General features: G+C 41.3%; 25 protein-coding genes. 20 read left to right on the forward strand and 5 right to left on the reverse strand.

Annotated features, from left to right (window positions below):
• Nucleotides 1-1020: 1020 nt before the first annotated feature.
• The 12 genes from QOX35_RS16460 (at nucleotide 1021) to QOX35_RS03305 (ending at nucleotide 9560) form a co-directional block, all read left to right on the forward strand.
• Entirely contained in the window at nucleotides 1021-1761 is a 741-nt protein-coding gene (locus QOX35_RS16460; protein ID WP_502846754.1) for a hypothetical protein, read from the forward strand.
• Nucleotides 1762-1847: 86 nt separating this feature from the next.
• Nucleotides 1848-2795 carry a hypothetical protein gene (locus tag QOX35_RS03255; RefSeq protein ID WP_283685770.1) on the forward strand — a complete coding sequence of 316 codons (948 nt, stop codon included), beginning with the start codon at nucleotides 1848-1850 and terminating at the stop codon, nucleotides 2793-2795.
• A gap of 928 nt (nucleotides 2796-3723) precedes the next feature.
• Complete coding sequence (locus tag QOX35_RS03260) at nucleotides 3724-4260, forward strand: hypothetical protein (RefSeq protein WP_283685771.1); 537 nt, start codon at nucleotides 3724-3726, stop codon at nucleotides 4258-4260.
• A gap of 216 nt (nucleotides 4261-4476) precedes the next feature.
• Nucleotides 4477-5040 carry a hypothetical protein gene (locus tag QOX35_RS03265; RefSeq protein ID WP_283685772.1) on the forward strand — a complete coding sequence of 188 codons (564 nt, stop codon included), beginning with the start codon at nucleotides 4477-4479 and terminating at the stop codon, nucleotides 5038-5040.
• An 86-nt stretch (nucleotides 5041-5126) separates the two neighbouring features.
• Nucleotides 5127-5288: a hypothetical protein gene (locus tag QOX35_RS03270; RefSeq protein ID WP_283685773.1), complete on the forward strand. Its 162-nt coding sequence runs from the start codon at nucleotides 5127-5129 to the stop codon at nucleotides 5286-5288.
• 108 nt (nucleotides 5289-5396) lie between these two features.
• Entirely contained in the window at nucleotides 5397-5813 is a 417-nt protein-coding gene (locus QOX35_RS03275; RefSeq protein WP_283685774.1) for a hypothetical protein, read from the forward strand.
• On the forward strand, nucleotides 5810-6013 hold the full coding sequence (locus QOX35_RS03280; RefSeq protein WP_283685775.1) for a cupredoxin domain-containing protein: 204 nt from the start codon (nucleotides 5810-5812) through the stop codon (nucleotides 6011-6013). The genes QOX35_RS03275 and QOX35_RS03280 overlap by 4 nt, the downstream gene beginning before the upstream one ends.
• The gene (locus tag QOX35_RS03285) at nucleotides 6000-7883 is read left to right on the forward strand and encodes a hypothetical protein (protein ID WP_283685776.1); all 1884 of its coding nucleotides are present in this window, start codon (nucleotides 6000-6002) and stop codon (nucleotides 7881-7883) included. The genes QOX35_RS03280 and QOX35_RS03285 overlap by 14 nt, the downstream gene beginning before the upstream one ends.
• A 1-nt stretch (nucleotide 7884) precedes the next feature.
• Entirely contained in the window at nucleotides 7885-8052 is a 168-nt protein-coding gene (locus QOX35_RS03290) for a hypothetical protein (RefSeq protein WP_283685777.1), read from the forward strand.
• Between the two features lie 161 nt (nucleotides 8053-8213).
• Nucleotides 8214-8648 carry a phage holin family protein gene (locus tag QOX35_RS03295; protein ID WP_135104676.1) on the forward strand — a complete coding sequence of 145 codons (435 nt, stop codon included), beginning with the start codon at nucleotides 8214-8216 and terminating at the stop codon, nucleotides 8646-8648.
• Complete coding sequence (locus QOX35_RS03300; protein ID WP_283685778.1) at nucleotides 8635-9156, forward strand: glycoside hydrolase family 108 protein; 522 nt, start codon at nucleotides 8635-8637, stop codon at nucleotides 9154-9156. Before QOX35_RS03295 ends, QOX35_RS03300 begins: the two co-directional genes overlap by 14 nt.
• Nucleotides 9153-9560 carry a hypothetical protein gene (locus tag QOX35_RS03305; RefSeq protein WP_283685779.1) on the forward strand — a complete coding sequence of 136 codons (408 nt, stop codon included), beginning with the start codon at nucleotides 9153-9155 and terminating at the stop codon, nucleotides 9558-9560. Before QOX35_RS03300 ends, QOX35_RS03305 begins: the two co-directional genes overlap by 4 nt.
• A gap of 489 nt (nucleotides 9561-10049) precedes the next feature.
• On the opposite strand, the gene QOX35_RS03310 is transcribed toward QOX35_RS03305, so the two are convergent.
• The 3 genes from QOX35_RS03310 to QOX35_RS03320 all read right to left on the reverse strand — a co-directional run bounded on the left by QOX35_RS03310 (nucleotide 10050) and on the right by QOX35_RS03320 (nucleotide 12472).
• Nucleotides 10050-10250 (reverse strand): hypothetical protein, encoded by a 201-nt coding sequence (locus tag QOX35_RS03310; RefSeq protein WP_228093781.1) that lies wholly within the window; start codon nucleotides 10248-10250, stop codon nucleotides 10050-10052.
• A 354-nt stretch (nucleotides 10251-10604) separates the two neighbouring features.
• A complete protein-coding gene (locus tag QOX35_RS03315; protein WP_135104679.1) occupies nucleotides 10605-10856 on the reverse strand; it encodes a hypothetical protein in 252 nt (83 codons plus the stop codon).
• An 878-nt stretch (nucleotides 10857-11734) separates the two neighbouring features.
• A complete protein-coding gene (locus tag QOX35_RS03320) occupies nucleotides 11735-12472 on the reverse strand; it encodes a LexA family transcriptional regulator (protein WP_135104680.1) in 738 nt (245 codons plus the stop codon).
• A 285-nt stretch (nucleotides 12473-12757) separates the two neighbouring features.
• Here QOX35_RS03320 and QOX35_RS03325 point away from each other — a divergent pair, with 285 nt between their 5' ends.
• From QOX35_RS03325 to QOX35_RS03340, 4 genes are all read left to right on the forward strand, one after another.
• Entirely contained in the window at nucleotides 12758-13093 is a 336-nt protein-coding gene (locus QOX35_RS03325; RefSeq protein ID WP_283685780.1) for a hypothetical protein, read from the forward strand.
• A 69-nt stretch (nucleotides 13094-13162) separates the two neighbouring features.
• Entirely contained in the window at nucleotides 13163-13762 is a 600-nt protein-coding gene (locus QOX35_RS03330; RefSeq protein WP_283685781.1) for a helix-turn-helix domain-containing protein, read from the forward strand.
• Nucleotides 13763-13778: 16 nt separating this feature from the next.
• Nucleotides 13779-14336, forward strand: a complete 558-nt coding sequence (locus tag QOX35_RS03335) for a P-loop NTPase family protein (protein WP_283685782.1) — start codon at nucleotides 13779-13781, stop codon at nucleotides 14334-14336.
• Between the two features lie 149 nt (nucleotides 14337-14485).
• The gene (locus QOX35_RS03340; RefSeq protein WP_135104684.1) at nucleotides 14486-15091 is read left to right on the forward strand and encodes a hypothetical protein; all 606 of its coding nucleotides are present in this window, start codon (nucleotides 14486-14488) and stop codon (nucleotides 15089-15091) included.
• A gap of 177 nt (nucleotides 15092-15268) precedes the next feature.
• On the opposite strand, the gene QOX35_RS03345 is transcribed toward QOX35_RS03340, so the two are convergent.
• Nucleotides 15269-16141, reverse strand: a complete 873-nt coding sequence (locus QOX35_RS03345) for a phage tail-like protein (RefSeq protein ID WP_283685783.1) — start codon at nucleotides 16139-16141, stop codon at nucleotides 15269-15271.
• 560 nt (nucleotides 16142-16701) lie between these two features.
• Here QOX35_RS03345 and QOX35_RS03350 point away from each other — a divergent pair.
• The 4 genes from QOX35_RS03350 (at nucleotide 16702) to QOX35_RS03365 (ending at nucleotide 19196) form a co-directional block, all read left to right on the forward strand.
• Nucleotides 16702-17970 carry a hypothetical protein gene (locus QOX35_RS03350; RefSeq protein ID WP_283685784.1) on the forward strand — a complete coding sequence of 423 codons (1269 nt, stop codon included), beginning with the start codon at nucleotides 16702-16704 and terminating at the stop codon, nucleotides 17968-17970.
• Between the two features lie 187 nt (nucleotides 17971-18157).
• Nucleotides 18158-18436: a hypothetical protein gene (locus tag QOX35_RS03355; RefSeq protein WP_283685785.1), complete on the forward strand. Its 279-nt coding sequence runs from the start codon at nucleotides 18158-18160 to the stop codon at nucleotides 18434-18436.
• The gene (locus QOX35_RS03360; RefSeq protein ID WP_283685786.1) at nucleotides 18433-18714 is read left to right on the forward strand and encodes a hypothetical protein; all 282 of its coding nucleotides are present in this window, start codon (nucleotides 18433-18435) and stop codon (nucleotides 18712-18714) included. Before QOX35_RS03355 ends, QOX35_RS03360 begins: the two co-directional genes overlap by 4 nt.
• On the forward strand, nucleotides 18714-19196 hold the full coding sequence (locus QOX35_RS03365; RefSeq protein ID WP_283685787.1) for a terminase small subunit: 483 nt from the start codon (nucleotides 18714-18716) through the stop codon (nucleotides 19194-19196). The genes QOX35_RS03360 and QOX35_RS03365 overlap by 1 nt, the downstream gene beginning before the upstream one ends.
• A 104-nt stretch (nucleotides 19197-19300) precedes the next feature.
• Here the strand turns inward: QOX35_RS03365 and QOX35_RS03370 are convergent, their stop codons facing one another.
• Nucleotides 19301-23311, reverse strand: a complete 4011-nt coding sequence (locus QOX35_RS03370; RefSeq protein ID WP_283685788.1) for a hybrid sensor histidine kinase/response regulator transcription factor — start codon at nucleotides 23309-23311, stop codon at nucleotides 19301-19303.
• Nucleotides 23312-23621 lie beyond the last annotated feature (310 nt).

Here is a 23621-nt window from a genome sequence, read left to right on the forward strand (position 1 = left end):
TGTTAGTATTTGTTAATAAAATAAAGAATCTTAACAACCAAATGAATGTTAAATCATCCTATTTTACTCCCATAGGTGGTATACTTTTGAATTATTCTGGTGGTATACTTTTCAAGTATTATTTACACCTTATATATAAACATAAACAAAACATAAACTATAAAAGAAAACAGTAAAAGAAAAAGCCTGCCGTTTTTTGCACCTATTTTTCAAAAATGAGGTGTTTTTATTTTTTAGTATTATCCCTTTATTATTTATCTTCTCTTTTCCGTCCTTTTCCTTTCTCGTTCTTTGGCGAGTAGGGGCGATCCCTTGTGGTCGCCCGTATATAAACGGGCACGGACAAGCCACTGCCCCTACATCTTCGTCACAGGGGATTTTCGTCACAGGGGATTTGTAATCCCCTGTCTACTCCCTCCGTCCTTCGGGGTTTAGCTACGTTACACTCCGTTGATTGCTAATTGCAACCCCGAAGCTCATACTATCCCGATTTCAAATCCAAAAGAATGGCGCAGGTTACATAAAACTTCCCCCTTATTTGCATTTTATTTTTTCAAAATTATCTCATAATACGAACCCACAATTTACAACAAAATGAATACACCGATTTACGATTGCATGATCGACGAAAGTGCCGACGACCTGACGGGCATCTATGCCATTTCGTTTGTAGACTTTCCGGCAAACCAAGTCGATTTTATCGCTCTCGACAGACAACAGGAACTACATCTTAGCCGAGATACCGCAAAGCAAGTACTCACAGGCGTTGTGCTCAAACCCGGACAACTCATCTACCGCCATTCGCCGCAAACGGGTGACTATTACATCCGCTTTTCGGAGGAACAGGTAGAGAAAATTGCCCGCAAGATGATGAAAACAGGCGTTGCCCTGCATAGCACCACCCATCAGCACCGGTCGCCCCTCACAGGCAACTACCTCACCGAACTGTGGATAGTAGAAGACCCCGAAAACGACAAATCGAAAGCACTCGGATTTAGCGATCTGCCAAAAGGTACACTCATGTGCAGCTACAAGATAGAAGACCAAAACTATTGGGAAAAGGAAGTGATGAGCGGGCATGTAAAGGGATTTTCCCTCGAAGGCTTTTTCTCTCAGCAAGTTTCCCTATCCCGCATAAATAACAAAAGTATGAATAAAAAAAGGAAAAAAGTGAAACAGACATTGCTTGGACGCATAGCAAACATGCTGCTCGACATCGATGCCGTAGAAAAAGCAGACACGACTGCCAGCGGCACGGCCTATGTGGTCTTTGTTCTTGCCGACGGCAAAGAGGCGTACGTGGATGCCGATGGATTTGTGACGCTCGATGGTGAGCAAATGGCGGCGGGAGAACACAACCTGTCGAATGGAAACCTGCTGGTAGTAGACGAGAACGGACAATTTGTGGAAACACGTGAACCTTCGGACGATAAAACCAACCCCGAAGATGCCAAAGCCAAACAAGCATTGCGAAGCAAGAAAAGAGGAGTAAGGCTGTCCGACTTTGACGGAAAAACGGCAGAAGCCCTCAAAGCCAAGATTGCCGAAATGCAGGCTACCATCGAACAACTTCTGCAAGCGCTCGATGAAGCAAACGGAATGCTCGAAGACACCAAAACACAGGTGGAAGAAATGCGCCGCAAGACACCTTCGGCATATCCTGCCGTACAGCTTTCAGGTACAGGCAAGTCTCCTGCCGAGATGAGCACAGCCGAACGCATGGCAGCGGCTCTTAACCAAACTATCAACAGAAGAAAATAATCAATATGCCAGTATGCTAATCCGAATACATATTGAATATGATTGGCACATCGGCATATTCTCACTTTAAAAAATTGAATAAAATTATGGCAAACATTTACGACATTTCATCACTTACTTATCAACCGTCGTCTAACATGGATTGGTTTACAAAAGCCATCTTCGGCGGAAAGCTGATCGAAAAAGGAAAAATCACACCTGTGATCGGGGTGAAAGATTCTACACAACTCAACCTGATTGACCTCGAAGGAAATATCCTTCAGGCAGATTCACGCGATTGCTCGTGGACACCAAATCAGATCGCCAAACTGAGCGAAAAGGAACTGAAAGTAAAAACCTACAAAATCAACCTCGAGCAGTGCATCGACGACCTCGAGCGCAAACGTACCGTATGGATGCTTAGTCCGGGTGCCAAGAATCAGGAATTGCCCGCTACCCTCGAAGAGGCAACAATGACAATCCTTGCTTCGGAACTTAGCAGCGAGATCGAAACTAAGATATTCAAAGGCGATAGCTCGGCAGACGCAAACGACTTCGATGGAGCAGTAAAAGTATTGACCGACAGCACACAAGCCATTAAGCTAACGGGTGTATCGCTTACAAAGGCAAATGTATTGGCAGAAGTAGAAAAGGTATTCGCTTCCATCCCCGAAGATGTAATGGCGATGGGCTTGGAAAACGGCTCGCTGAACATCTACGTTTCGTACTCGGCATACATGAAGGTTAAAATGGCGTTGGGCGGCATTTGGGGCGACAATGTAGTGGTTAGTTCAAACTTTGCGGTAGAGGGTGACTCGGTGCGCTATATGGGCGTGGAGATTGTTCCTGTGAAAGGGCTGGACGATAACGATATGATAGCCGCCGATTCTAAAAACTTCCTTGTAGGTACAGACCTCGTTCGCGACTTGGAGGAAATCCGCTTAGGGCAGTTTGCTGCTCCGAACGATAATAAGATTTTCATCGACGGACGTTTGCGCCTAGGCTTTGCTATCCCTTTCGAAGACGAAGTAGTATTTTATAGTCCGAGCAACTAATCGGCTGTTATATCTACCGACTTCTTGTTTGCTGTTCTTGTCCTCTTTTCGTGTTATGCACCGTTCTTTCGGATTTGTAATCCGAAAGTCAGTCTTATCCGGATTTAAAATCCTAGTAATAAAGCTTCGAGGTTGCAAACCCCGAAGGACGAAGGGATCAATATTTTAATTTATGGTTTACTAATTTGTTATTTCTATCATAAAAATAGATGGAATCGTTATTCGCCGGTTTGTAAATATAGTAATCACGCTTAATAAACCATACATCGCGTAACATGTATTTTCCGCCATTGGATAAGTCAATAAGAGTAACACCTTTTTGTTTTATAAATCTTTCTCTTAGAACGAATCCTTTAACTTCAGATTTAACTGAATCTGGCAAATATAAGTAATTATTCATCTCATGTTTTATGACCTTATCATCATTATTTAGGGATAAAATTATTAGAGGTATACTTATACAAATAACGAGGATAACAGAAAATATATCCAGTTTCGTGATTTTAGTGCGATTCATAACAAATAATTATAACAAACCAAAAGTAACAAATAAATCCTACCGTTTTTTCGGATTTAACTACGTTACACTCCGTTGATTGCTAATTGCAATCCGAAAGCGATTATTCTCTGGATTTTAAATCCTCATGATAAAGCTTCGGGATTGCAAATCCCGAAGGACGAAGGTAGGGGTGATCCCTTGTGGTCGCCTGTATATAAACGGGCAGGGACGAGCCACTACCCCTACCTATACGACACCGTCCTTTTGGATTTATAATCCAAAAGCAATTCTTATCCGGATTTTAAAATCCTTATGATAGATCTTCGGAGTTGCAAACCCCGAAGAACGGAGAGGATAAGAACAGAGAACAAAAGAAGTCAAAAAAAGAAAAGCGACAAAAAATTAACGAATCAAAAAAAAATAAAAATTATGTCTTGCAAATTAACATCAAATATTACAAAGAAAACATGTGTGTATTCCGTTGCCGGTATCAAATCGGTTTATCTGATCAATCACGATTCGGCTAACGAATACGAATTTTCGGCCGAAGGAGAGATCAGCGCCATCACGCTTGCCGACAGTGCAAAAGCCTATAAGGTAGACTTTATAGACAATACGGCTTCTTTCTCCGACGAACTGGCACAGAACAGCAACGGCGGTAAATACCGTACGCACACCCTAAACTTCACACTGAGCGAGTATGACTATACGATTCTTAATCAGGGGGATGCCCTCAGTCTTGGTAAATTTACGGCTGTGGTAGTGGATAAGAGCAACCGTTCGGTAGTGCTGGGACGTATCAACGGGCTGAGCTCAACGGCATTCAATTACGCTTCGGGTGCTGCTGAGGCTGATGCTAACGGCTGGACGGTGACAATGGCGGGAACAGAGATGGAAATCGGTCGCTTGCTCAAGGGTGAAGACGTGGTTACTGCCATTGTGGATAAGACAGTTGTAACTCCGTAACCTGTTCTGGGAGGTAGTTGTGATATTCGCCTCTTTATCGTCCTTTCGGATCGTAGATCCTGATAGTAGAGCTTCGGGGTTGCAACCCTCGAAGGACGACTAAAAAAGCAAAGGGGGAGAAAGAATGTCACATTATAAGTTTAAATAAAACATACTTGATAAAGCGGTATTCAGCTTTGATGGCAGTTGCCGCTTTGTCTCAAAAAACAGAACAATATGAGTTGCAGATTGGTGCAGAATATAAAACACACATGCGGATACAATTCGGGAGGTATAGCCGATATTTACCTTTTGGATATAAAGGATTTTGCAGCTTATTACTTCAAAGATGATGCCTTGTACGACTCTTGTTTTGTAGATCGCATCCTCAAAGACGTAGACACCCCTTACACCACGCTGTCGGAAGTTAGCGAAAGCAATTTCACCGAAACAAACGATGGTGCACTGTACAGGCAGCAACTAACCACCTTTGTGAATACTATCAAGTCAGACAAAACCAACAACCTGCTCAAAGCCCTTGGCAACAAGTATCTGGTGGTGTTCAGGAATATGCAGGGCAATATTTACTCTTTTGGTTCCGATGGTGGGGCTACACTTGCCTTTTCGCAGATGTCGGGGCAATTGGGCGAAACGGCGGAGTATAGCATCACGCTTTCCAAAGACTCTATCTATCCTCTCTTTGAGGTGAATGCAGAGAAATTCAACAAAATATTTGCGTTGGGAACAGAGAGCAGGAGGGTGATAGTTACCGAAAATGGAAAGTTTGCAATATTGATATAATGCGATGATCTCTCTTGTTTTTCGGCTTTACAATCCAAAAGTCCTTTCAATTCGGATTTTAAAATCCTGACGATAAAGTTTCGGGGTTGCAAACCCCGAAGGACGAAGGGAACCCCGAAGGACGAATGATGAATATTAATGGAGTAGGGGCGAACCCTTGTGGTCGCCCGGATAGAAAAGGGCAGGGACAAGCCACTGCCCCTACCTATCCCCTCTATCGTTCAGAAACAACATTAGACGGAACGTAGTGTAGTCAACAACAAAGAGTATAAAAAGAGGAATAAAACAAATAGCATAGAAAAAGAGAATCAGAAGAACAAAGAAGATTTTAGAATAAAAATAAATCAAAAAAAAATATGGCAGAAAACACTAAAATAGCAGCTATCCCCTTGTCGGAGCTTCCCGAAATCAAAGACCCCAGCGGTTTCTGGATATTCGGTTCGAAGAAAGATAGCAACGGTGCGCTCAGCTCGGGCAAGTACCTGTTCGAGAATCTGGCAGAATATGCCAAGCAGTTGCAGTTGGAGCGTCGCATGTCGATCAATATGGGACTTGCTTCGCCCTACGAAATGTTTATAGGCGAGGAGATGATAATCTATCGGGTAGAGGCGATGAATGTATCCAAACTATGGGTAGACGGCAAAGAAGTGCCCTTAGCCAAAACGGTATTGGTAAAGATAAAGGCTAAGTCGCTTGTGGAATTTAAGGTCGAAAAAGTTGGCACAGAGCCTACCGGATACTTATTTATTTACGCAAAAGCTACATTACCATGATATATGAAGTAAAGAAAGACGATGTCACGTTTGAGGTCGATGACAATCTGCTGTTTGACAGTCAGTCACATTCATTCAGACGATTGTATAACGATTTGGAAGAGAACGACAGGGCAGACTTTGACAATTGTAATGTTCTTGTACTTGCTACAGGACGAGTGATAATAACCGAAAAAACAGAAGACGATGGGCAAGTATAATTATAGAGATAAGTATGGCAGGCTGGATGAGAGTATAGACAATGTTGCTTTCTTTTCTGCGCTAAGTGCTACAGCCTACGATCAGAGGACACGATCTGTGTACACAAGGACAAATCCGGCGAAGTCTCATGGAGTTATAGATCTAAAGCGAAACTCGGGAGTGACCAAGAACGTCTTCTCCGGCGGTATTCATACCGGCTCTATTGTTACAGAGGCCAGTGCAAATTACAACTATTTGCATATGATAGGTAGTGGCATGGATAGCACGATATGGAATAAAAACATAAATGCCTATGGGGAAGGTTCTGTTTGGCAAAATAGCCTTTACTTCTATGATATGACTGTGAGGCATATATCACAGCCTTTATACCGTACCGGATATATATTTGTCGGATGTACTATCTATTCAGACCTTTCGGGAACAAAACATAGCTGTAAGCTCTATGCCAAGACTTCTACCAATGGAGGAAACTCATTTATAAATGTACCCGATGCCGTATTGTCGAATACCAATCTTGATTTGTTCGATCACTGTAAGGTAACCATCTTGAGCTCTGATGTATCCGGTTACAGGAATAATTTTGTGGCATTCAACGATTGCGAACTTAAGATCGGAGCAGAAACCGAGTACAAGGCACTGAACGGTAACACGGAAGAGGAGCTGAGAGCTGATTTTGTAGCCCGCTGCGAGGCGCAATCTATTACGGTGCCCAATGTTACAGACATGGGCGAGACGATGAAGCAGGGGAAATGGATTTTCTCTAAAAACTCGTGTGTAGACGGTCTTGTGAAAAAAGATTCAGCTTTGCACAATTACGAAAAAAGGCATTTGGTATATTTCGGTTATTCCTTCGACAGATGTGACGCCATCGGTATCACATCCGACAAAAGCAAGTCGGCAAGCTTTTCGCCGGTCTATGCCAATAGCTCGCTTGCCATAACGGACGGCTCTATAGCATTGGCTTCCAACATCGATGTTTCGCAGGCGGTAGCGGGTGAATGTGCTACAAATATAATCTGGCTGGGAGGTAAGTATCAGCTCAATAAGTTGGATATTATACACAATCTGCCTATAGATCAAGGCGTGTTGATCGACAGCACGCCATCACTTTCGTCCGTTGAGGTAAACAAAGACGGAGGTATTGTACCTTACAGCAATGGTGTGCATCGTGCTTACATTGTGCGTTCGAAGGATAATCAGGAGGCAAAGGTGAAATACAACGGAGTGACGTATAGTTCGGCTGTAATTTCCCGCAACAATATTTTTAACGGAGTGGCAGGTGTCACTTCATTTGTGCCCGAAACGTCTAACGCCATTGTGTATGAGGTGCTGGATAAGGTGTTGCACTCTACCGTTCAGATGCGTATTGTAAACAAGATACCTTCGGGTGTAATTGCTTCGGGAAGCCTGCAAGCCGGATATTGGTATTTTGTAGAGCCCAAATTGGTGAGCGACGCTTCGGGTAGTGTGACATACAACGGCATAACCTATCCGGCATATTCTTCGTTTGTGGCAGAGGCGGGCAAATCTACTTTTACACTGACAGGCAATGTGCAGCTTCGAAGATGCTGGAAAGACCTTTATAACGAAGCCGACACAGACGCCACCGACAAAGCGTTTTGGCAGAATGAGCAAAAGCCCAAATGGTTTGATGTATTGCCCAACGACCTGCGTTGCCTTATGAGCCTCAACAATGCGCAGCAGGCTGAAATGCAGCGAGACAAGGCTGGCAATTACATTGCATCGGGGCACCCCGACTTCTACAACTCGGTGCTGGCAATGAGTGGTAACCCGGGCGAATTGGCTTTTCCTATCAAAGGGGCATTTATGCAATTGAGATTGAAGATAACCACACAAAACCCGATATAACATGGCAGACTTGAACAATAAGGACGTAGAGACAATGTCTCTGCAAAACAGCAAGATCAGTTTGATATTGATCGAAAAATCAGAAGCAGGCGAAAAGAGCCGCAGTAAAGTGGAGGCGGTATTTATTAATAAGACAGACGCCGGACTCAATTACGGCACATTCTTGTAAACTCGTTGTAGGGGATTACAAATCCCCTACAACGTAGGATTTGTACTTCCCTGCTTCGTAAACTTTCGGAATTTGTAATTCCGAAAGACGGGCGTTCCTCAAAGAGAATAATCCGACATTTTCATTCATCACAAAAACAACAAACAAATAAAAAATAACTTATGACATACACCGATAATTTTTTAGTAGGACTTCTGGATTTCTTTATTTGGGCTAAATGGCTCTTGATCCTGGCGCTGACACTAACGCTTGCCGACCTGAAGTTTGGGATAGCCGCCGCCAAAGCCAGAAAAGAAGATGTAAAGAAATCGAAGGCCGTGCGCCGTACAATCGACAAGATAACCAGCTACATCATCTGGGTTATATTGGCATACACCTTCGGACAGGCATTTGCCTTGCCTTTTGGCGTGGAATTGCTCCCTATGCTCATGCTTGTGATTATATACGGGGTAGAATTGGAAAGCATTTATGTGAATTACTTTGCATCGAGAGGTAAAAACGTGAAGGTGAACATTCTAAAGTTTTTTGGAAAGAAAACTGATATCATAGAAGTAGAAGACGAAAAGAAAAATGAGGATAAAGATGGCAAAGGTTGAACTGCTTATTCCATTTATCCTCCGATGGGAAGGTGGCTTTGTAGACGATCCCGACGATAGGGGCGGAGCCACCAATAAGGGCATAACGATAGCTACCTATAGGCTCTACCGCCGCCAAAGAGGATACGCCACAACCACCGTTGCCGACCTGAAGAATATTTCGGACGCAGAGTGGGCGGATGTACTCAAAAGCCTCTATTGGGACAAGTGGCAGGGGGATAAGATTGTCAATCAGAGCATAGCCAATATCCTTGTCGACTGGGTATGGGCTTCGGGTAGCTATGGCATCAAGTTGCCGCAAAAGATGTTGGACGTTACTGCCGATGGCGTTGTGGGTAACCAAACGCTGGCTGCTGTGAATGATTATACACTTCAGTGTGAACTTTTCGAAAAAATCCGCCAAGAGCGTATTGCCTTTGTGAATAGGATTGTGGCAGCACGTCCGGCGAATCGAAAGTTCAGGAGAGGGTGGTTAAACAGGATTAACGATTTAAAATTTGAAGAATGATTCTAAAATCTGTACAGCGATATGTCGCCGGCTTGTCGGTCTGTTTGCTACTTGTGATACTTGCGTCTTGCAAAGCCAAAACGGTGTATGTGCCTGTAGAAAGCATTAGGGTGGAATATCGGGACAAGCTGTTGCGTGACTCGGTTCACCTGTACGACTCTGTGCTGATAAAGATGAAAGGCGATACGGTATGGCTCGAGAAGTATAAATATCTCTATCGAGACAAGGTGGTGAGGGATTCAGTATTTAAGACAGACAGCATAGCCGTGCCCTATCCGGTGGTAGAGGTGCAGGAAGTAAACAAGCTGACTTCTTTCCAGTCTTTTCAGATCTGGTGTGGCAGGATTTTGTTGCTGTTTCTGCTCGGATATTTGGTAATGCGGAGGTTTAAAGTAGGCGTTTGAAATTTTTTTAAATAAAATCACATTTTTTATGACGTATATAATACGCTATATATTAACGGATTATTAGCATATATGCTCTGACAGAGGGTTGTAGGTGATTTTTTTTAGGAGAATTAATTTTTATAATGTGTGAAATTGACTATCTTTGTGTAAACATTACAAATACAACAATAATAAGTTATTTTAAATACTCTCATATGGACTATCAAACTATCAAAAAAAGCAAAATAATTTTATAAGTTTTGTTCTTTTTGAGGAAAAATCTAAAGTTTTATTAATCTGTTTTTTTATTAAAAAATATAGGTTTTCGTATTTTTTAATATATTAAGTAGTTTGTAAAGTTTGTGTAAGTGAAAGGTCTACAAAGTGATTTTGTGGACCTTTCTTAATTACTGAGAATGATCTTAAGGATTAGGATTTTTGAATGGATGAGGCTTGTGTTGGGTGTACAGCCTCTTCGGATTTATATAAAGACAAATTTTATCATGTTTAGAGAGATACCGAGTTTAATATTTTACAATATCTATCAGCATATTCCTTTAAGTCACGGTTATACGTTCCAAAGTTTTTTACAATCATGTCAAATATCAAGAAGCTGCGCTTTTTGATCAGAATATCCGGATCATTGATCGCATATTGCCCGGTGTCGATGTCCTCGGTGTGCTCAATGGAGATATAATATTTAGACATAATCTTACACATAAAAGGAAAGGTGATATCAATGAATTCTATGCAAATCTAATGATAAGATGAATCCTTTTTTATCATTTTTTGTGCGATATGACTTTTTGTACCGATATGCTGATAATAATATTTTTTATATCAGTCGTTTAACCCTCTTCGGTAGGGGGCTTTATATGACTTTTTTGTAGAATATATATGGGGGTTTTTGTCATTTTTTTGCACAAGAATAGCCTTGTTGCAGTTGTGATCTTAACGTGCAAGCTAGAAAGACCAGCGAAAAATAGTCTTTCCCTTTGCTTTTGATGTAGAGGGAATGGTGGCGTAGGCCTTCGTTTATTGTAAAGTTTTCTGTTCTAGTTCTTACTCCGAAAATAGATAAGCTTGCGAACTGGCAATCTGTAGGAAGTAGATGAAAATGAAGCCTAAGACAGACAGTAATACAGCGATACCTACAAAACCGGCAACATAAAGGAATCTTCCTACGCCCGTTTTGTTCGATTTGATGTAATCCCAGTCGTCTAGCAATAGTTTGATGTTTTTCCACCCTGCAAAAAGAAAGAAAACTGCAAATATCAGAAGCGATACGATGAATAAATAGTGTATTGTGTTCATTCTGCCTGATTTATGGTTTATTATTTATTGAAGTATTAATTTTATCACTACTTTTTGTTAACATACTTACTGTTCTATAAATTACTTATATTGTACATTACATTTATTCCATTGTTTCTAAAACAACAATATCAATCTTAACTTTAGTGCTCACTCTCTATCTCACAAGAGCTTACCTCTTTTTGCACATTTAAGGCACAAGATTCTAATGAATTATCGTCAGAAATATTGATTTGTATTGTCCGAACTCATTTCAATTCATATCGAAATTCATATCGAAAATGAAGTCTTGAACGTTTTGTGTTGCCTGATAATATGCTATTTATGATCAAATATACATCTATTTCTGTAACAGAATTATAATTTTGATATTTATTTTTATGTTAATAGAAAAATAATTTTTTAGCATAATTTTACAGCCCTAAAAAAGTCATATTTTGGGTTGTGAGTCACATGTCTAAGTGTCTTCTTTTTAATATGTTAATGTTTGATTTAACACATAAAAAGTCATATTTAGGCATTCCCCTATTTTATAATATTTATTTATTGTTATATTGGCATGTCTTTATGGTTAAGTTTTAGAAAACTCCCCATATTTAATGGTTCTCCCTTTTGTTGATTCCTTCGTCCTTCTAGGTTTGTAACCTTCCTTCGTCCTCTTCGTCCTTCGGGGTTTGTAACCCCGAAGTTTTATTGTGAGGATTTAAAATCCAAATAAGACTGACTTTCGGATTGCAAATCCGAAAGGACGGCGTTAATCCGAAAGGACGATGTCCTATACGTAGGGGCAATGGCTCGTTCCTGCCCGTTTGTATTCGGGCGACCACAAGGGATCGCCCCTACTGCTCTAATATTTGTCTCTTCTTTTGCTTGAAAAGCTACATCATATTCGATACCCTTTGTATAATATTGAACATCTGCCGTATATCGTTAAAGCTCAACTCGAAGTCTGAATATTCGGGTGAGGTGTTTAGCGAATGACAGGTGATCGTACCTTTTTCTACGTCCTGATTTATTATCTGTTTGCAGAGGATGGTGTTGTCGAGCACAATTATCCAGTTGGGATACTCATTTGTACGCAACTTGTCTCTCCAGTGTTCCGATCCCAGTTCACGCCCCAGCACGATGTCGCCGTTTGCAAGGCTTTTGCGTGTATCGTCGTCCATGCTGTCGCCCTTTATCTCAAAGGCCATGTACTTTCCGTGTCCTATCTGGTCTACAATGAAATTGTACTCGTCGAGCGAACCGCTAAACTCGGCATCACGATAGTCGTCTATGTACTTGGCATAGGCTTTTATCGGCACAAAGGGAACCCGCATCAGGTATTTTCCGTTTGCCAACTGAAAGTATTTCACCCCTGCCTTTGTTATCAGGTATGGCTCTTCCTTGTCGGCGTCGGCTTTCATCATCGGTCCTTCTTCGGTGAGTAGCCAGCTTGCATTTATCTGTGGCAGGCGGGCAAGTATTTTCTCTATCACTTCCAATCCGATTTTTCGGTTTCCACTTATCCAGTTGCTAGTCGTATTTGGTTTTTCGTCTATCGATCTGGCGAATTCGCTGTTAGACCCTTTAAACAAATCTTCCCTTATTTTCTTTATTCTCTCATGTATTTCCATTGTTCACCAATATGTGTATTGTTAAATGGGCGTGTAATGTGATTATTTTGCTTTTTCTTCTTCATTTCTTTCTTCTTAAGTCTTTGCTAGAAAATGATTACCGAGCTATCTTATTCATTATCTATGCTGTATTGCCTATTCAATAAGAGTTAACTATAATTAACTATAATATTCACATAAATGTGTATTATATATTCACAAATATGTGTATATTTGTATTGAAAGTATTATTTACTATCAAATTAAAGAAAATAAATACAATCTGGCAATTAAAACGAAAGAAAAATGGGAGCACTGAAAATTGACTGCTATTGCAATGAAAGACAGATGGCAAGCTTAGTGAAAGCCGTTACCGGCCATTTGTATGAATCCGACAGGTCGGAGATACCCGATTTTGACGATGTAATTAACGGTGTGCGGGTGTGTGTAGAGTTTGAAACATACATGGATACCGTACAACTGAAAACCGCTGAAGTACTCGATAGCGACTGGGATTTACTCTACGAAGACTCTGCTGTGCTGACTTCACGCTTGCGAGCCATAGTGGAAGAATATAACCGTAACGAAAGCGAAGCATGTGAACAATCGCGGGATATACTTTCCGACAGATACACAAGCTAATGGGAGTGCAATGTGTGCCTCTCCGGCAAGAACTAACCGAACCCGGCTGTTAAACAATTAATCGCTTGTATGAACTACATTGAACTCATAAATCTATTTTGGCAAATCCGCCGTAAGGTGCGATTGAGCTCCAGCGAGGCTGACTTGTATTACTTCCTGATGCAGGAGTCGAACGCTCGCCAATGGGAAAACCCTTTCGAGTGTACCAACGGTATTATCTGCGCTACGATCGGTTTTAGCGAAAAGACCATGATAGATGCACGCAACAGGCTAAAAGAGAAGGGGCTGATAGACTTTGAGGCAGGACAGCGCAGGCTTCGTTCGCCCGTATATACACTGTTGTACAACAAAAAAGGGTGCAGACCGGCAAGTAAGAAGCAGGTGAAACCTGAAAAGGAAGGGTTCCCCTTTGCGGGCGATGAGAGCAATGCAAAATCCGCATTCGTAGTGCCCACCTTCGAGGAGGTGGAGGCTTATTGCAACCAAAGGGGTGGCAGGGTAGATGCCCGTAAGTTTATAGACTTCTATACAGCAAAAGACTGGATGATAGGGCGTAACAAAATGAAAAACTGGCAGGCTGCTGTCCGCACGTGGGAAAAATCGGAGGATTATATACAGCCCGTAGCCGAGAGTAAACAACAAAAAAGCTTAGGAGATGAACGATTTTAACGAAATATGCTGTCGAATGAAAGAGCACGATATGCCTGTGCCTCAGAGCCAAGTGATAGTACGTGTGCCCGAAGCACGCACGGTGCTCTATCACTATATGAAAGACTGTCTGGCACAGAAAAGGAGCGAATTGAACTGGCTGCCCGAGTATGAAGAGGTGGCAGATTGGTTGGCAGACAATCGGGGGAGGGGACTTTTTCTGTATGGCGACTATGGTCGTGGCAAAACAATGCTGGGTTATCATGTGCTGCCTGCCATCTTGCTGAAGTATATGAACAAGGTGGTGAATGTGTACGATGCTCAGAAGATGAACAGCGATATAGACAAGCTGCTGAGGAAACATGTTATAAGCCTCGACGATATTGGTACGGAAGATACTTTGGTCAGTTATGGCAACCGCCGCCTAGCCTTTGCCGAAGTGATGGATGCCGCCGAAAAATACCGAAAACTGGTTATCGTATCCACCAATCTCAACGGCGATCAGATTGTGGCTCGCTATGGTCAGCGGGTGATGGAGCGCATAATTTCGGTTACCCGCCGCATCGAATTCAAGGGGCAGAGCCAAAGGCGCTGATTAACAAATGATTTGTAGCTATTAACAATTGTCGGGATTTTCGTCCTGATGGGCATCGCCTGCTCTTTTTTTGTGCGGTGATCTTTATCTCAAAAGTGTATTCAATGTATTTATAATCAATTATTAACCATTCTTTATCTTATTATATTATGCTATTATTCAACGTAAGCAAAGGCAACAAAGGGAAAAAGTATTTCAGTAAAAAACGTGATATGTCGGATGTCGTTTTTGCCGAAAAGGCAGAAGCTTTCAACCGTTGGTTTGCCGACAATAATAAAAAACTGACACAATATCTTGAGGTGCGTCGTTCGTACAACTGTGATGTTTTCAACGACAGCTACCTGAAAATGTACGAGAACATTCTCTTCTCGGGAAACAAAATAGAGAATTACATGCACTATTTTATCCGTTCGTATTATACCAACCTGATGGCCGAGGGCATCAAGCAAAACAGATATTGCGAGCTGTTGCCCAACTACGACAAGTCGGATGTAGATAGCGGTTACTTTCGTGAGATCGAAGCCAAGCAAAGTAAGTTGGAGTCGGATATAATGCAATATGTATATGATAATTATGATATTCGTGATTTCGAATTGTTTAAGATGTATATCTCGCTGAAACCTGCTATAAACTATACTTCTCTATCGGAGATTACAGGGGTTAAGGCGCATAATATACAGCGGGCTATCTCGCGCATCAAGAAAGGGGTGCTTGCCAATAAAGAGTTTGCCGAAAGACGCAAAGAATTAGTATAGAAGTTCTTATTGGTATTGAAGTTGCGAATTGTAAAAATAAAAAAAGCCCTTTATTTTATATCTGTCACATGACAATATAAAATAAAGGGCTGTAAGGTTGGGAAGTCCTGTCTGTTGTGTAGAAACGATCTTACATTTTAGTAAGGATATGTAATGCTATTAAGGCTTATAGTTTTTTTATAATTCTTCTATCAGTAGATAGCTACCTATCGAGCTCATATATTTGGCATCATGTGATGTAGATGCCGCCATGCGTGTGACTCTATTGTTTGCCGGTCCGTTAGCTATCATTCGTATCAATGAACCTTCCTTTCCTGAGTTCAAAATACATATCGGGTTTGTGACACCGCCATCGTGATAGCTTTCTGTAGATGATTCAGAATATCCCCATGTAGATATTGGCAGTGAAACAAGAGTCGGATTATTATTTTTTATCAGGTAGAAACGGCTAGCGATATAAGTTGCGCTTCCTTCAGTGCCATTTGTAAAAATACCAACGTAGCCGGTTATCTTAAAGTCTTTGAGAGGAGGAAGATATATATCTGTGTTGTTTATAATTTTTATGCCTTCTGTATTTATACCTTTTATCGAATCCCATATAATATTTGTTCTCGCCGGATTTGTTTCACTATTTGTTCTTGCGGCGATAGTCTGGTTGTCATTCTTGACTACAACCGCCAATGTTTTTTCTACAACTGACACTTTTGGTTTCAGGGCTGTCCATGTATACAAAGAGTCGTTTAGTTGCCATGTATATATACCTCGTCCGTTAGAAAACTTAGGGTTGGTGTTGTATACCGTTAGTCCTTCGTTTATAGTGTCTTGTACTATATTGTATCCCTCTGGGAACATAGGAAACAGTTTGTCTCCGTTTGATAAAAAAACTCTCGGAAAACCAAAGCCTTTAGTGGCATTTGTACCCTTCGAATCATTCTCTTTGAGTTGGAGGATAGCACCATAGACAGGCTCGCTGGCAGACCCGATGGTTACTTGGGCTTGCGAGAAGATACTGATACTGATTCCTAATAATAATATTATATATTTTATCATAATAGTTTTGTGTATTAAAAAATAAAAATAATGCAGTGTAATTTGTGTTAGTATTTGCCCTAAAGTTCGCTGCGAAGTTAGCACTTTAAAAGTAAATAAAATAATATTTGTCCTTTCGGGAAGCTTTGCGGTGTACGTATTTGTAGCATTTAAAGCCTATTTGTGGGGCTTAATCGATTTGTGTTAGTGTACTAAATACGTCATTGGTAGCGGGTTGTCTATTAATAGTTAAAATATACAATAACTTCTGTCTATTAGCTATTGAAAAAAGTAATGTAGGTGCTTTCCGCTTAATTTTCTGTGGGAGTTTCTCTTAAGAGGAATAAAAGACTATCTGATAAATGTTTGAAGGGAAATTTCATTGTCCTGCATATTACTTACGGCTATAATCCTTGTCTGTCGTACTGAAGAGCGGAGTCTTTCGCAATTTCATAAAAAAAATATCATCCAAATCGTGAAAAAACCGTCATCTTTTTTCTTCAATATTATCTTATTGTGCACATGTGTTTATTGAATTCAAAACATTTCTAAAAAGAACTATTAAACTAATTATTAAGCTTATGAAGAAAATTTTATTAATGATTGTTGGGCTTCTTGGTATTATACCATTACTTTACTCTCAAGAGATATCTAAAATCACAGGAAATGCAAAAGTCCAGATTAGTACGGAAGAGAGTTATACTATTAATTTTACGGCACCACTAAAAGAAACAACAAAAATTACAGTACTTGCTAGCCATGGGAGAATAAATAAAAAAGACAACCCTAATAAATTTGAAATAATAGCAGTTACTGGAAGTTCTAATATACACTTTAGTGTTTTTTGGGATAGTATTCCTACCAATGCAGCTTTTATAATAGCTTATAAGACAACTGAGTCAGGCAAAGTTTCTGTGTTGGAAAATATAAACATAACTAGAGAAAAGCCTGGATCTAACGCTGTGAGTACTAGTAGGTCTCTTCTTTATAGTACTTTAGAAAATTCAGGTACTGTATCTGGTGATATTATTACATTTAGCGTTGAACATTATAATCCAAGTAGAACTGTTATAAATAAATGGATATATGATACTAAATTATTTGAAGAAGTTGAGAGACAACCGGGATATATTAAGCTGAGAGCAAAACAAATAATTGGAATGAAAAATGTCTCGGTCTCTGTTGAGATTGATTATATTATACTTGATTTATGGATTTATACTAAGCGAGAGCGGAGTACTCATACATGGGGATTTTATTTGTTTGGTAGGCCTGAGATTAAATCAATGAATAATGTTAGTTGTTCAGGAGAAAATATCACATACAATATTGAAAATTCTCCTATGATAATGGATACATCTACAGAAATGACATGGGAGGCGGTGAGCAATGCGTCTCTTGTATTTTCTGGGTCTGGTAATTCTTCTGGAGTTTTTAAATCATTAGGCAATGGTACTGTTAAGGTAAAGGCAAAGGTTGTAATAAAAGGAACCGGACAAAATAATAAAAACTTCAGAAGAGAATATGTTATAGAAAACTCAGATGTCTGGATAGGAGCACCATTAAAACCTCTTATAACACCTGTTTTTTCTAAGTTTTTTGCGGGTAGTAGTTATGATGTAATGATAACGAATGTATCTCCGGGAAGTAAAGTTACATGGGATATAAGCGGAGCAACAATAACATCTCAGACAGAAAATTCTGTACTAATAAAGGTTGCTAACTTTGACTTGGATGGTTCGGTCTTTATTATCGCAACAGTCGAAAATAAGTGTGGAACCAGCAGATCTTCAATATCTATCCCTGTAAAAGGCCTCGGAGGCGGTGGAGGTGTCTATCCTGAAATTTGATAATTAAGGTACGCTTTTAGCGTGCTATACTAATCACTTCTTATTATCTCTTTGTTATTTTCAAAAGAGTGAAATGTAAATATCCTCTCTCCATTCCATCTTATACGGTGAAATGCCAGAGAGGATATTTTTCTCTTTCCTTCCCCCAAAAACTGCATTATTTCTCTACAAAATTATCTTATTATATATGGATGCGCTAATTATCATTATTACGATGCTGTGTTGCATTGTCACCTCCCTTTACTGCGGAGTGGTGCTGTCGCTAAGGCTTCCCGAAGTGTGGACTTTGCTCGACCGAAAACCGTTCAATTGTCGTCCCTGTCTCACCTTTCACCTCACATGGATGCTGTTCGGGATATTTGCTTTTGCAAGGCAATCGTGGACTTTGGCAGGTATCGGCATTGTAGTTGCGTTCATCATATTTTTCCTTGTAAAATATATCGACAACAAAAAAATAGTAAAATGACAAATCTAGCATTAAGATCAGAAGTAGAAGCATTGGTACGCGAAGTAGAGAAAACACACCGTTACTCGATGAGCCGTATCTATGGATTATATAATCGGGTTTTCGGCACAAACGAAACCCCTCAGTCGTGCGCCAGTTGCCTGATACGCAAAGTAAGAGAGTTGAAAAACTGGCTTGCTAAAAACTCCGATAACGAGCGTATTGCAGATAAAGAAACTACCGTAGTACAATCCGCATCAGTAAAGACAGCAAAGAAACATTTGAAAAAAGATAAATAATGGCTGCCCGCAAAACCTGTTACAAAAGCCGTGAAAACAACGGCAGGGAGATAAGGTATGAAAGCCCGGGCAGCCTTCTCGCACAGGCATATAAATACTTCGAGTGGTGCGACAGTAATCCCTGGCACAAAGCCGAGCTGATTCGCTCGGGAGCAAGGGTAGGAGAGGTGGTAGAGCTTCCTGTGTCACGCCCATACACCATCGAAGGCCTGTGCGTTTTTTGTGGGATCAGTCTTGCTACTTTCGCACGATATGAGTGTGACCCTCACTTTGGTGAGGCTATAGAGCATCTCCGATTGACAATCCGTCAGCAGCAGCTCGAAGGTGAATGTATTGGCGTTTACAATGCAAATGCTCTGTCTAAGGTTACAACCGCAGAAAAAAAGGAGGAGACAGACCAACCTTCCGAATTGGTTATCAATGTGCTGTCTAACGATACAAAAGAAAATTTGGAAACATTGAAGAAAAACCTATCAGGATAAGCGTTTATGGTATGAGGGTTTGTCAGAAGCATTTTTTACTATTATTCTGTCAGGATGACAAAAGAAGGTAATATTTTTTCATTATGTATCTCCTACCGAAAATATTACTCCCCGCTCTTCATCTTATTTACAAATTCCTTTGGAGACATGCCATAGCTTTTGAAGAATGCCTTGGTAAAGTACGATGCCGAGTTAAAACCTACGTAGTAAGCCACTTCATTTATCCGCATGTCTGTCTCCAGCAGAAGTTTGCATGCTCTTTTTAGGCGATAATTGCGCAGGTAGTCGCCTGGAGTCACGCCACTGATGCTCTTTAATTTGCGTTGCAGGTTGGAGCGACTGATGCTCAGTATATCGGTTAGCGATTCCACGGTGAATGTTTCTTCCGAGAGGTGTTTTTCTATCTCTTCGTTCAGCTTGTTGAGGAATGTTTCGTCACCCTTATTGGTTACCAAGCTTGCATAAGACGATAGCGGCGAACGGTTGAACGCTTCGAGTATCGCTTTCCTGTTTTCCAGCAAACTCGCTATCTGAGCTCTGAGGTACGATATCGAGAACGGCTTTTCTATAAACACATCAGCCCCCGATAACAGTCCTTCTACCTTCGCCGTATTTTCGGTCTTTGCCGATAGCAGTATCACCGGTATATGGCTGTAGTTGAGATCGGCTCGCAGTCGCTTGGTAAAGGATATACCATCGATGCCGGGCATCATAATATCCGAAACGATGAGATCGAAGCTCTTGTCTTCGAGCAGTTTCAAAGCTTCGGTAGCACTCAGTGCCGTATCTACTGTATATTCGTTCTGTAGGCTGTTTTTTATAAATTGTATCATCTCGGGATTGTCGTCTACCACAAGCACGCTGTTCTTGCCGTTGATTGTTGCTAGTCCTCCATCCTCGAAGGAGATACTTTCACTACTTGCCGTTTCACTTTGGTCGATAGAAAACTCTTTGCATATATCAGAGAAAGTGAACGCAAACAATGCGCCACCAGTTTTGCTGTCTTTTACCTCAATCTTTCCTTTCAGTATCTCAGCCAAATGCTTCACCAGCGAAAGCCCGATGCCTGTACCTACCTTGCTGTCGTCTTGCTGTACCTGATAGAAAGGGTCGAATATCAGTTCTTTATGATTGTCGGATATGCCTCGCCCATTGTCTTCTACAGTGACGGTATACGTCTTATCACTGTTCGGTATAAGAGTAAGGATAATCTTGCTTCGGGTAAATTTCAACGCATTGGTCAGCAGGTTACCTATTATTTTGGTCAGCGCATCCGGATCGGATATTACATCTATTATAGGTTGGGCAGGCATGTGCAGCTCAAAGTCTATCTTTTTGTTCTGGGCCGTTTTCTTAAATCGCTCATACAGTTCGCTGATATGCTCGCTAAGGTTTATTGTTTCGGGATTTACGATATATTTAGTCGAATCCATCTTACGGAAATCGAGCAACTGATTGATGAGCACCGTCAGCCTGTCGCAGTTTTTCTCTATCATCGAAAGGTTCTGATGAGTCTCCTTGCTGCCTTCGCCCGACGAAATCACCTCTTCGAGCGGTGCGCTGATAAGGCTTAGCGGTGTGCGTATCTCGTGCGCAATGGTGGTAAAGAAATCGATTTTCGATTTGAAGGCAAGTGTTTCCTGTTCGGCTTTGTAAGCTTCGAGGTGTTTCTGCTGCTTTATCTTGCTTTTCTTTGTATAATACGACACCAACATATAAATTAAGAATATAACGAGCGCAAAATAAACGAGCCGTGCCGGTATCGACAACCAGAAAGGCGGCAATATTTCTATCTCTATCGCTGTGCCCGTTTCGTTCCACAGTCCATCGTTGTTCGAGGCCTTCACCCTGAAGGTGTATTTGCCCGGCGAAAGGTTTACATAGGTCACGCTCTTGTTGTTGCCCGCATAGTTCCATTCCTCGTCCGTTCCTTCGAGCATATAGGCATACTGGTTTTTAGTTTGCGATATATAGCTGAGGCTAACGTACGATATGGTGAACGACGAACGATTGTAAGGCAATTTTATGCGCTGTTTTTTATTCAGACGGGTTTGTATCTCTTGTTCCTTTTCGGCAGTGATATTTCCCAACACACGTATCTGCGTGATCTCTATGGATGGAATAATGCCGTTTTTATTCTCGCTCAGGTCTTTAGGGTAAAAACAACTGAATCCGTTTATCCCTCCGAAGTAAAACTTGCCGTCTTTGGTCTTGTAGCTCGACTTGTAATTGAACTGATTGCTTTGCAGCCCATCTGCTTTGTTATATATCCGATGGCTTTTTGGATCGGACGTGTTGAAGGTTACCAGCCCCTTGTTGCAGCTTACCCAGAGGTTGCCAAAAGGGTCGTCGAGCACGCCGTAAATCACATTGTTAGGCAAGCCGTCGTCTTCCGATATGTTTTTGAAGTTATCCGTTTTGTAGTCGTAGATAAAAATGCCACGCCCTTCGCTCGAGAATATCACCCGCTTCGTATTGTCGATATGTATGCTCGTTAGCTTGCTGCCTACAATGGGGTTGCTGCGCCCTTGTATCGTGTCGTAGTGTACCCATTTGTTGCGAGTCATATCCAGTTTTATCGCACCCCTTCCGTATGTTGCCACCCACAGGTTGCCGTAGTCGTCTTCCTTCATGTCGTATATGAAACCGAAGGCCTCGGGGATACGCTTAAAGCTGTTATTGCTTCGGTCAAACTTATTCAACCCAACAGGTGTACCGGCGTATATATCTCCATTCTTGGTTTTATAGAGCGAGAAGATACAGTCGTCATTCAGCGTGCTTTCGTCCCTGATATTGCTTCGGTGGTTGACGAGCGAATGGCTGCGTGTATTATATATGTCTATGCCGCGCGAAAATGTACCTATCCACAGGTTATCGCCATCCATCATCAGGGCATGGGTGTTGTGGTAAGAGGTTTTTACGGGTTGCGAAAATACCTTTGTCTTGGTGTCGAAGTAATTGAGCCCGCCGTCTTCTGTGGCAATCCAGATATTGGATAAGTTGTCTTCCAAAAACTGGCTGACCGCCTTTCCCGATAGCAGGTTGTGCAAAACATCGGGGTAGTAAGTCTCTATATTCAGCAGCGAGGTATTCAGATAGTTTACTCCTCCAAAGTAAGTGCCTATCCATATCCCGTTCTCCTTGTCTTTGGCTATCGAGTACACATTTTGGTCGCTGAGGCTGTATTTCACCTGAGGGGCATCGAGCCGTTTTATCGACTTGGTGTCTGTATTAAAGAGGTATAGCCCGTCGTCGGAACCGATAAGCAGCGAGTTGTCGGTATATTGGAATATAGAGCGCACGTGCGTAATATAATACGACTTAGATCCCAGCCCGAAGAACGAAGTGTATTCGTTGGTTTGCTTGTTGAACAGCCTGATGCCATCGTCCCACGTGCCCAACCACAGATTGCCCTTGTTGTCGTCGAGCATGCAAAGTATTTCGTTTTGCGAATTGTCTTGTATACTAAACATGTCTTCGGGTGCTTCCAGCTTGCCTTTGTCGGGGTTGTACCTGAGCAGCCCCAGCCTTGTACCTACCCATATCGATCCCGATTTGTCGGTTACGATAGACCATGTAGCGTTCAGCCCCAGCCTGTATTTCTCTATCTCTATGGCTTTCAGTGTCTTTTTTGCAGGGTTGTACATAAATATGCCTTGCGCCATTGTCCCTATCCACAGATTGCCGTCTTTGTCTATATACAATGCATTTACGGCTGATGTAACTTCTATGCCGTTGGTGGTCTTGGTATTTATCTTCGCAAAACTCTCGTCGGTCATATCCATTCTGTATAGTCCGGCATCTGTACCTACATAGAGTATGTTTTCTTTTCCTTCGGCAATGCAACGGATAAAATTGTTGCCCAAAGACTGGTTGTTGTGATTGTTTTTTCTGAATATGCGGAAGTTATCTCCATCGTATCGGTTGAGCCCGTCTTTGGTTCCAAACCACATGAAGCCTTTCGAGTCCTGTAGGATACAGTACACGGCGTTTTCCGAGAGCCCGTCATCTACCTGAATCTTACGGAAGTGAAAATTGGAATTTTCCTGAGCAAATAGATTTATGGTATAAAAAACGGTCAGAAAAATGGTGAAAAGTAGTCTTCTGTTTTTCATTTTTGTAAAAATACAGTATATCTGCGAACATACGAACTCTTCGGGAAGCTTATTTTGTGGTAAAAAATAACCAAATACTTGTAATAATTGAGCAATTACGCGTCTGGACTGTTTTTTACACTTTTTTAGTTGAAAAGTACATTTGCTTTTGTTCGCTCTCCTGTAACTTTGATTTATCAGAAAAACCTATTAAAAATCAAACCATGAAGTAAAGACTATCTTAATGCCTCTCTATTATTGTGTAATGCCACTAGAGTACGGCAACAATCATTTATCAAATACCAGAAAGGAAAGAAATTATTATTTATCC

Source organism: Dysgonomonas sp. Marseille-Q5470 (assembly GCF_951230145.1).
Classification (GTDB): Bacteria; Bacteroidota; Bacteroidia; order Bacteroidales; family Dysgonomonadaceae; genus Dysgonomonas.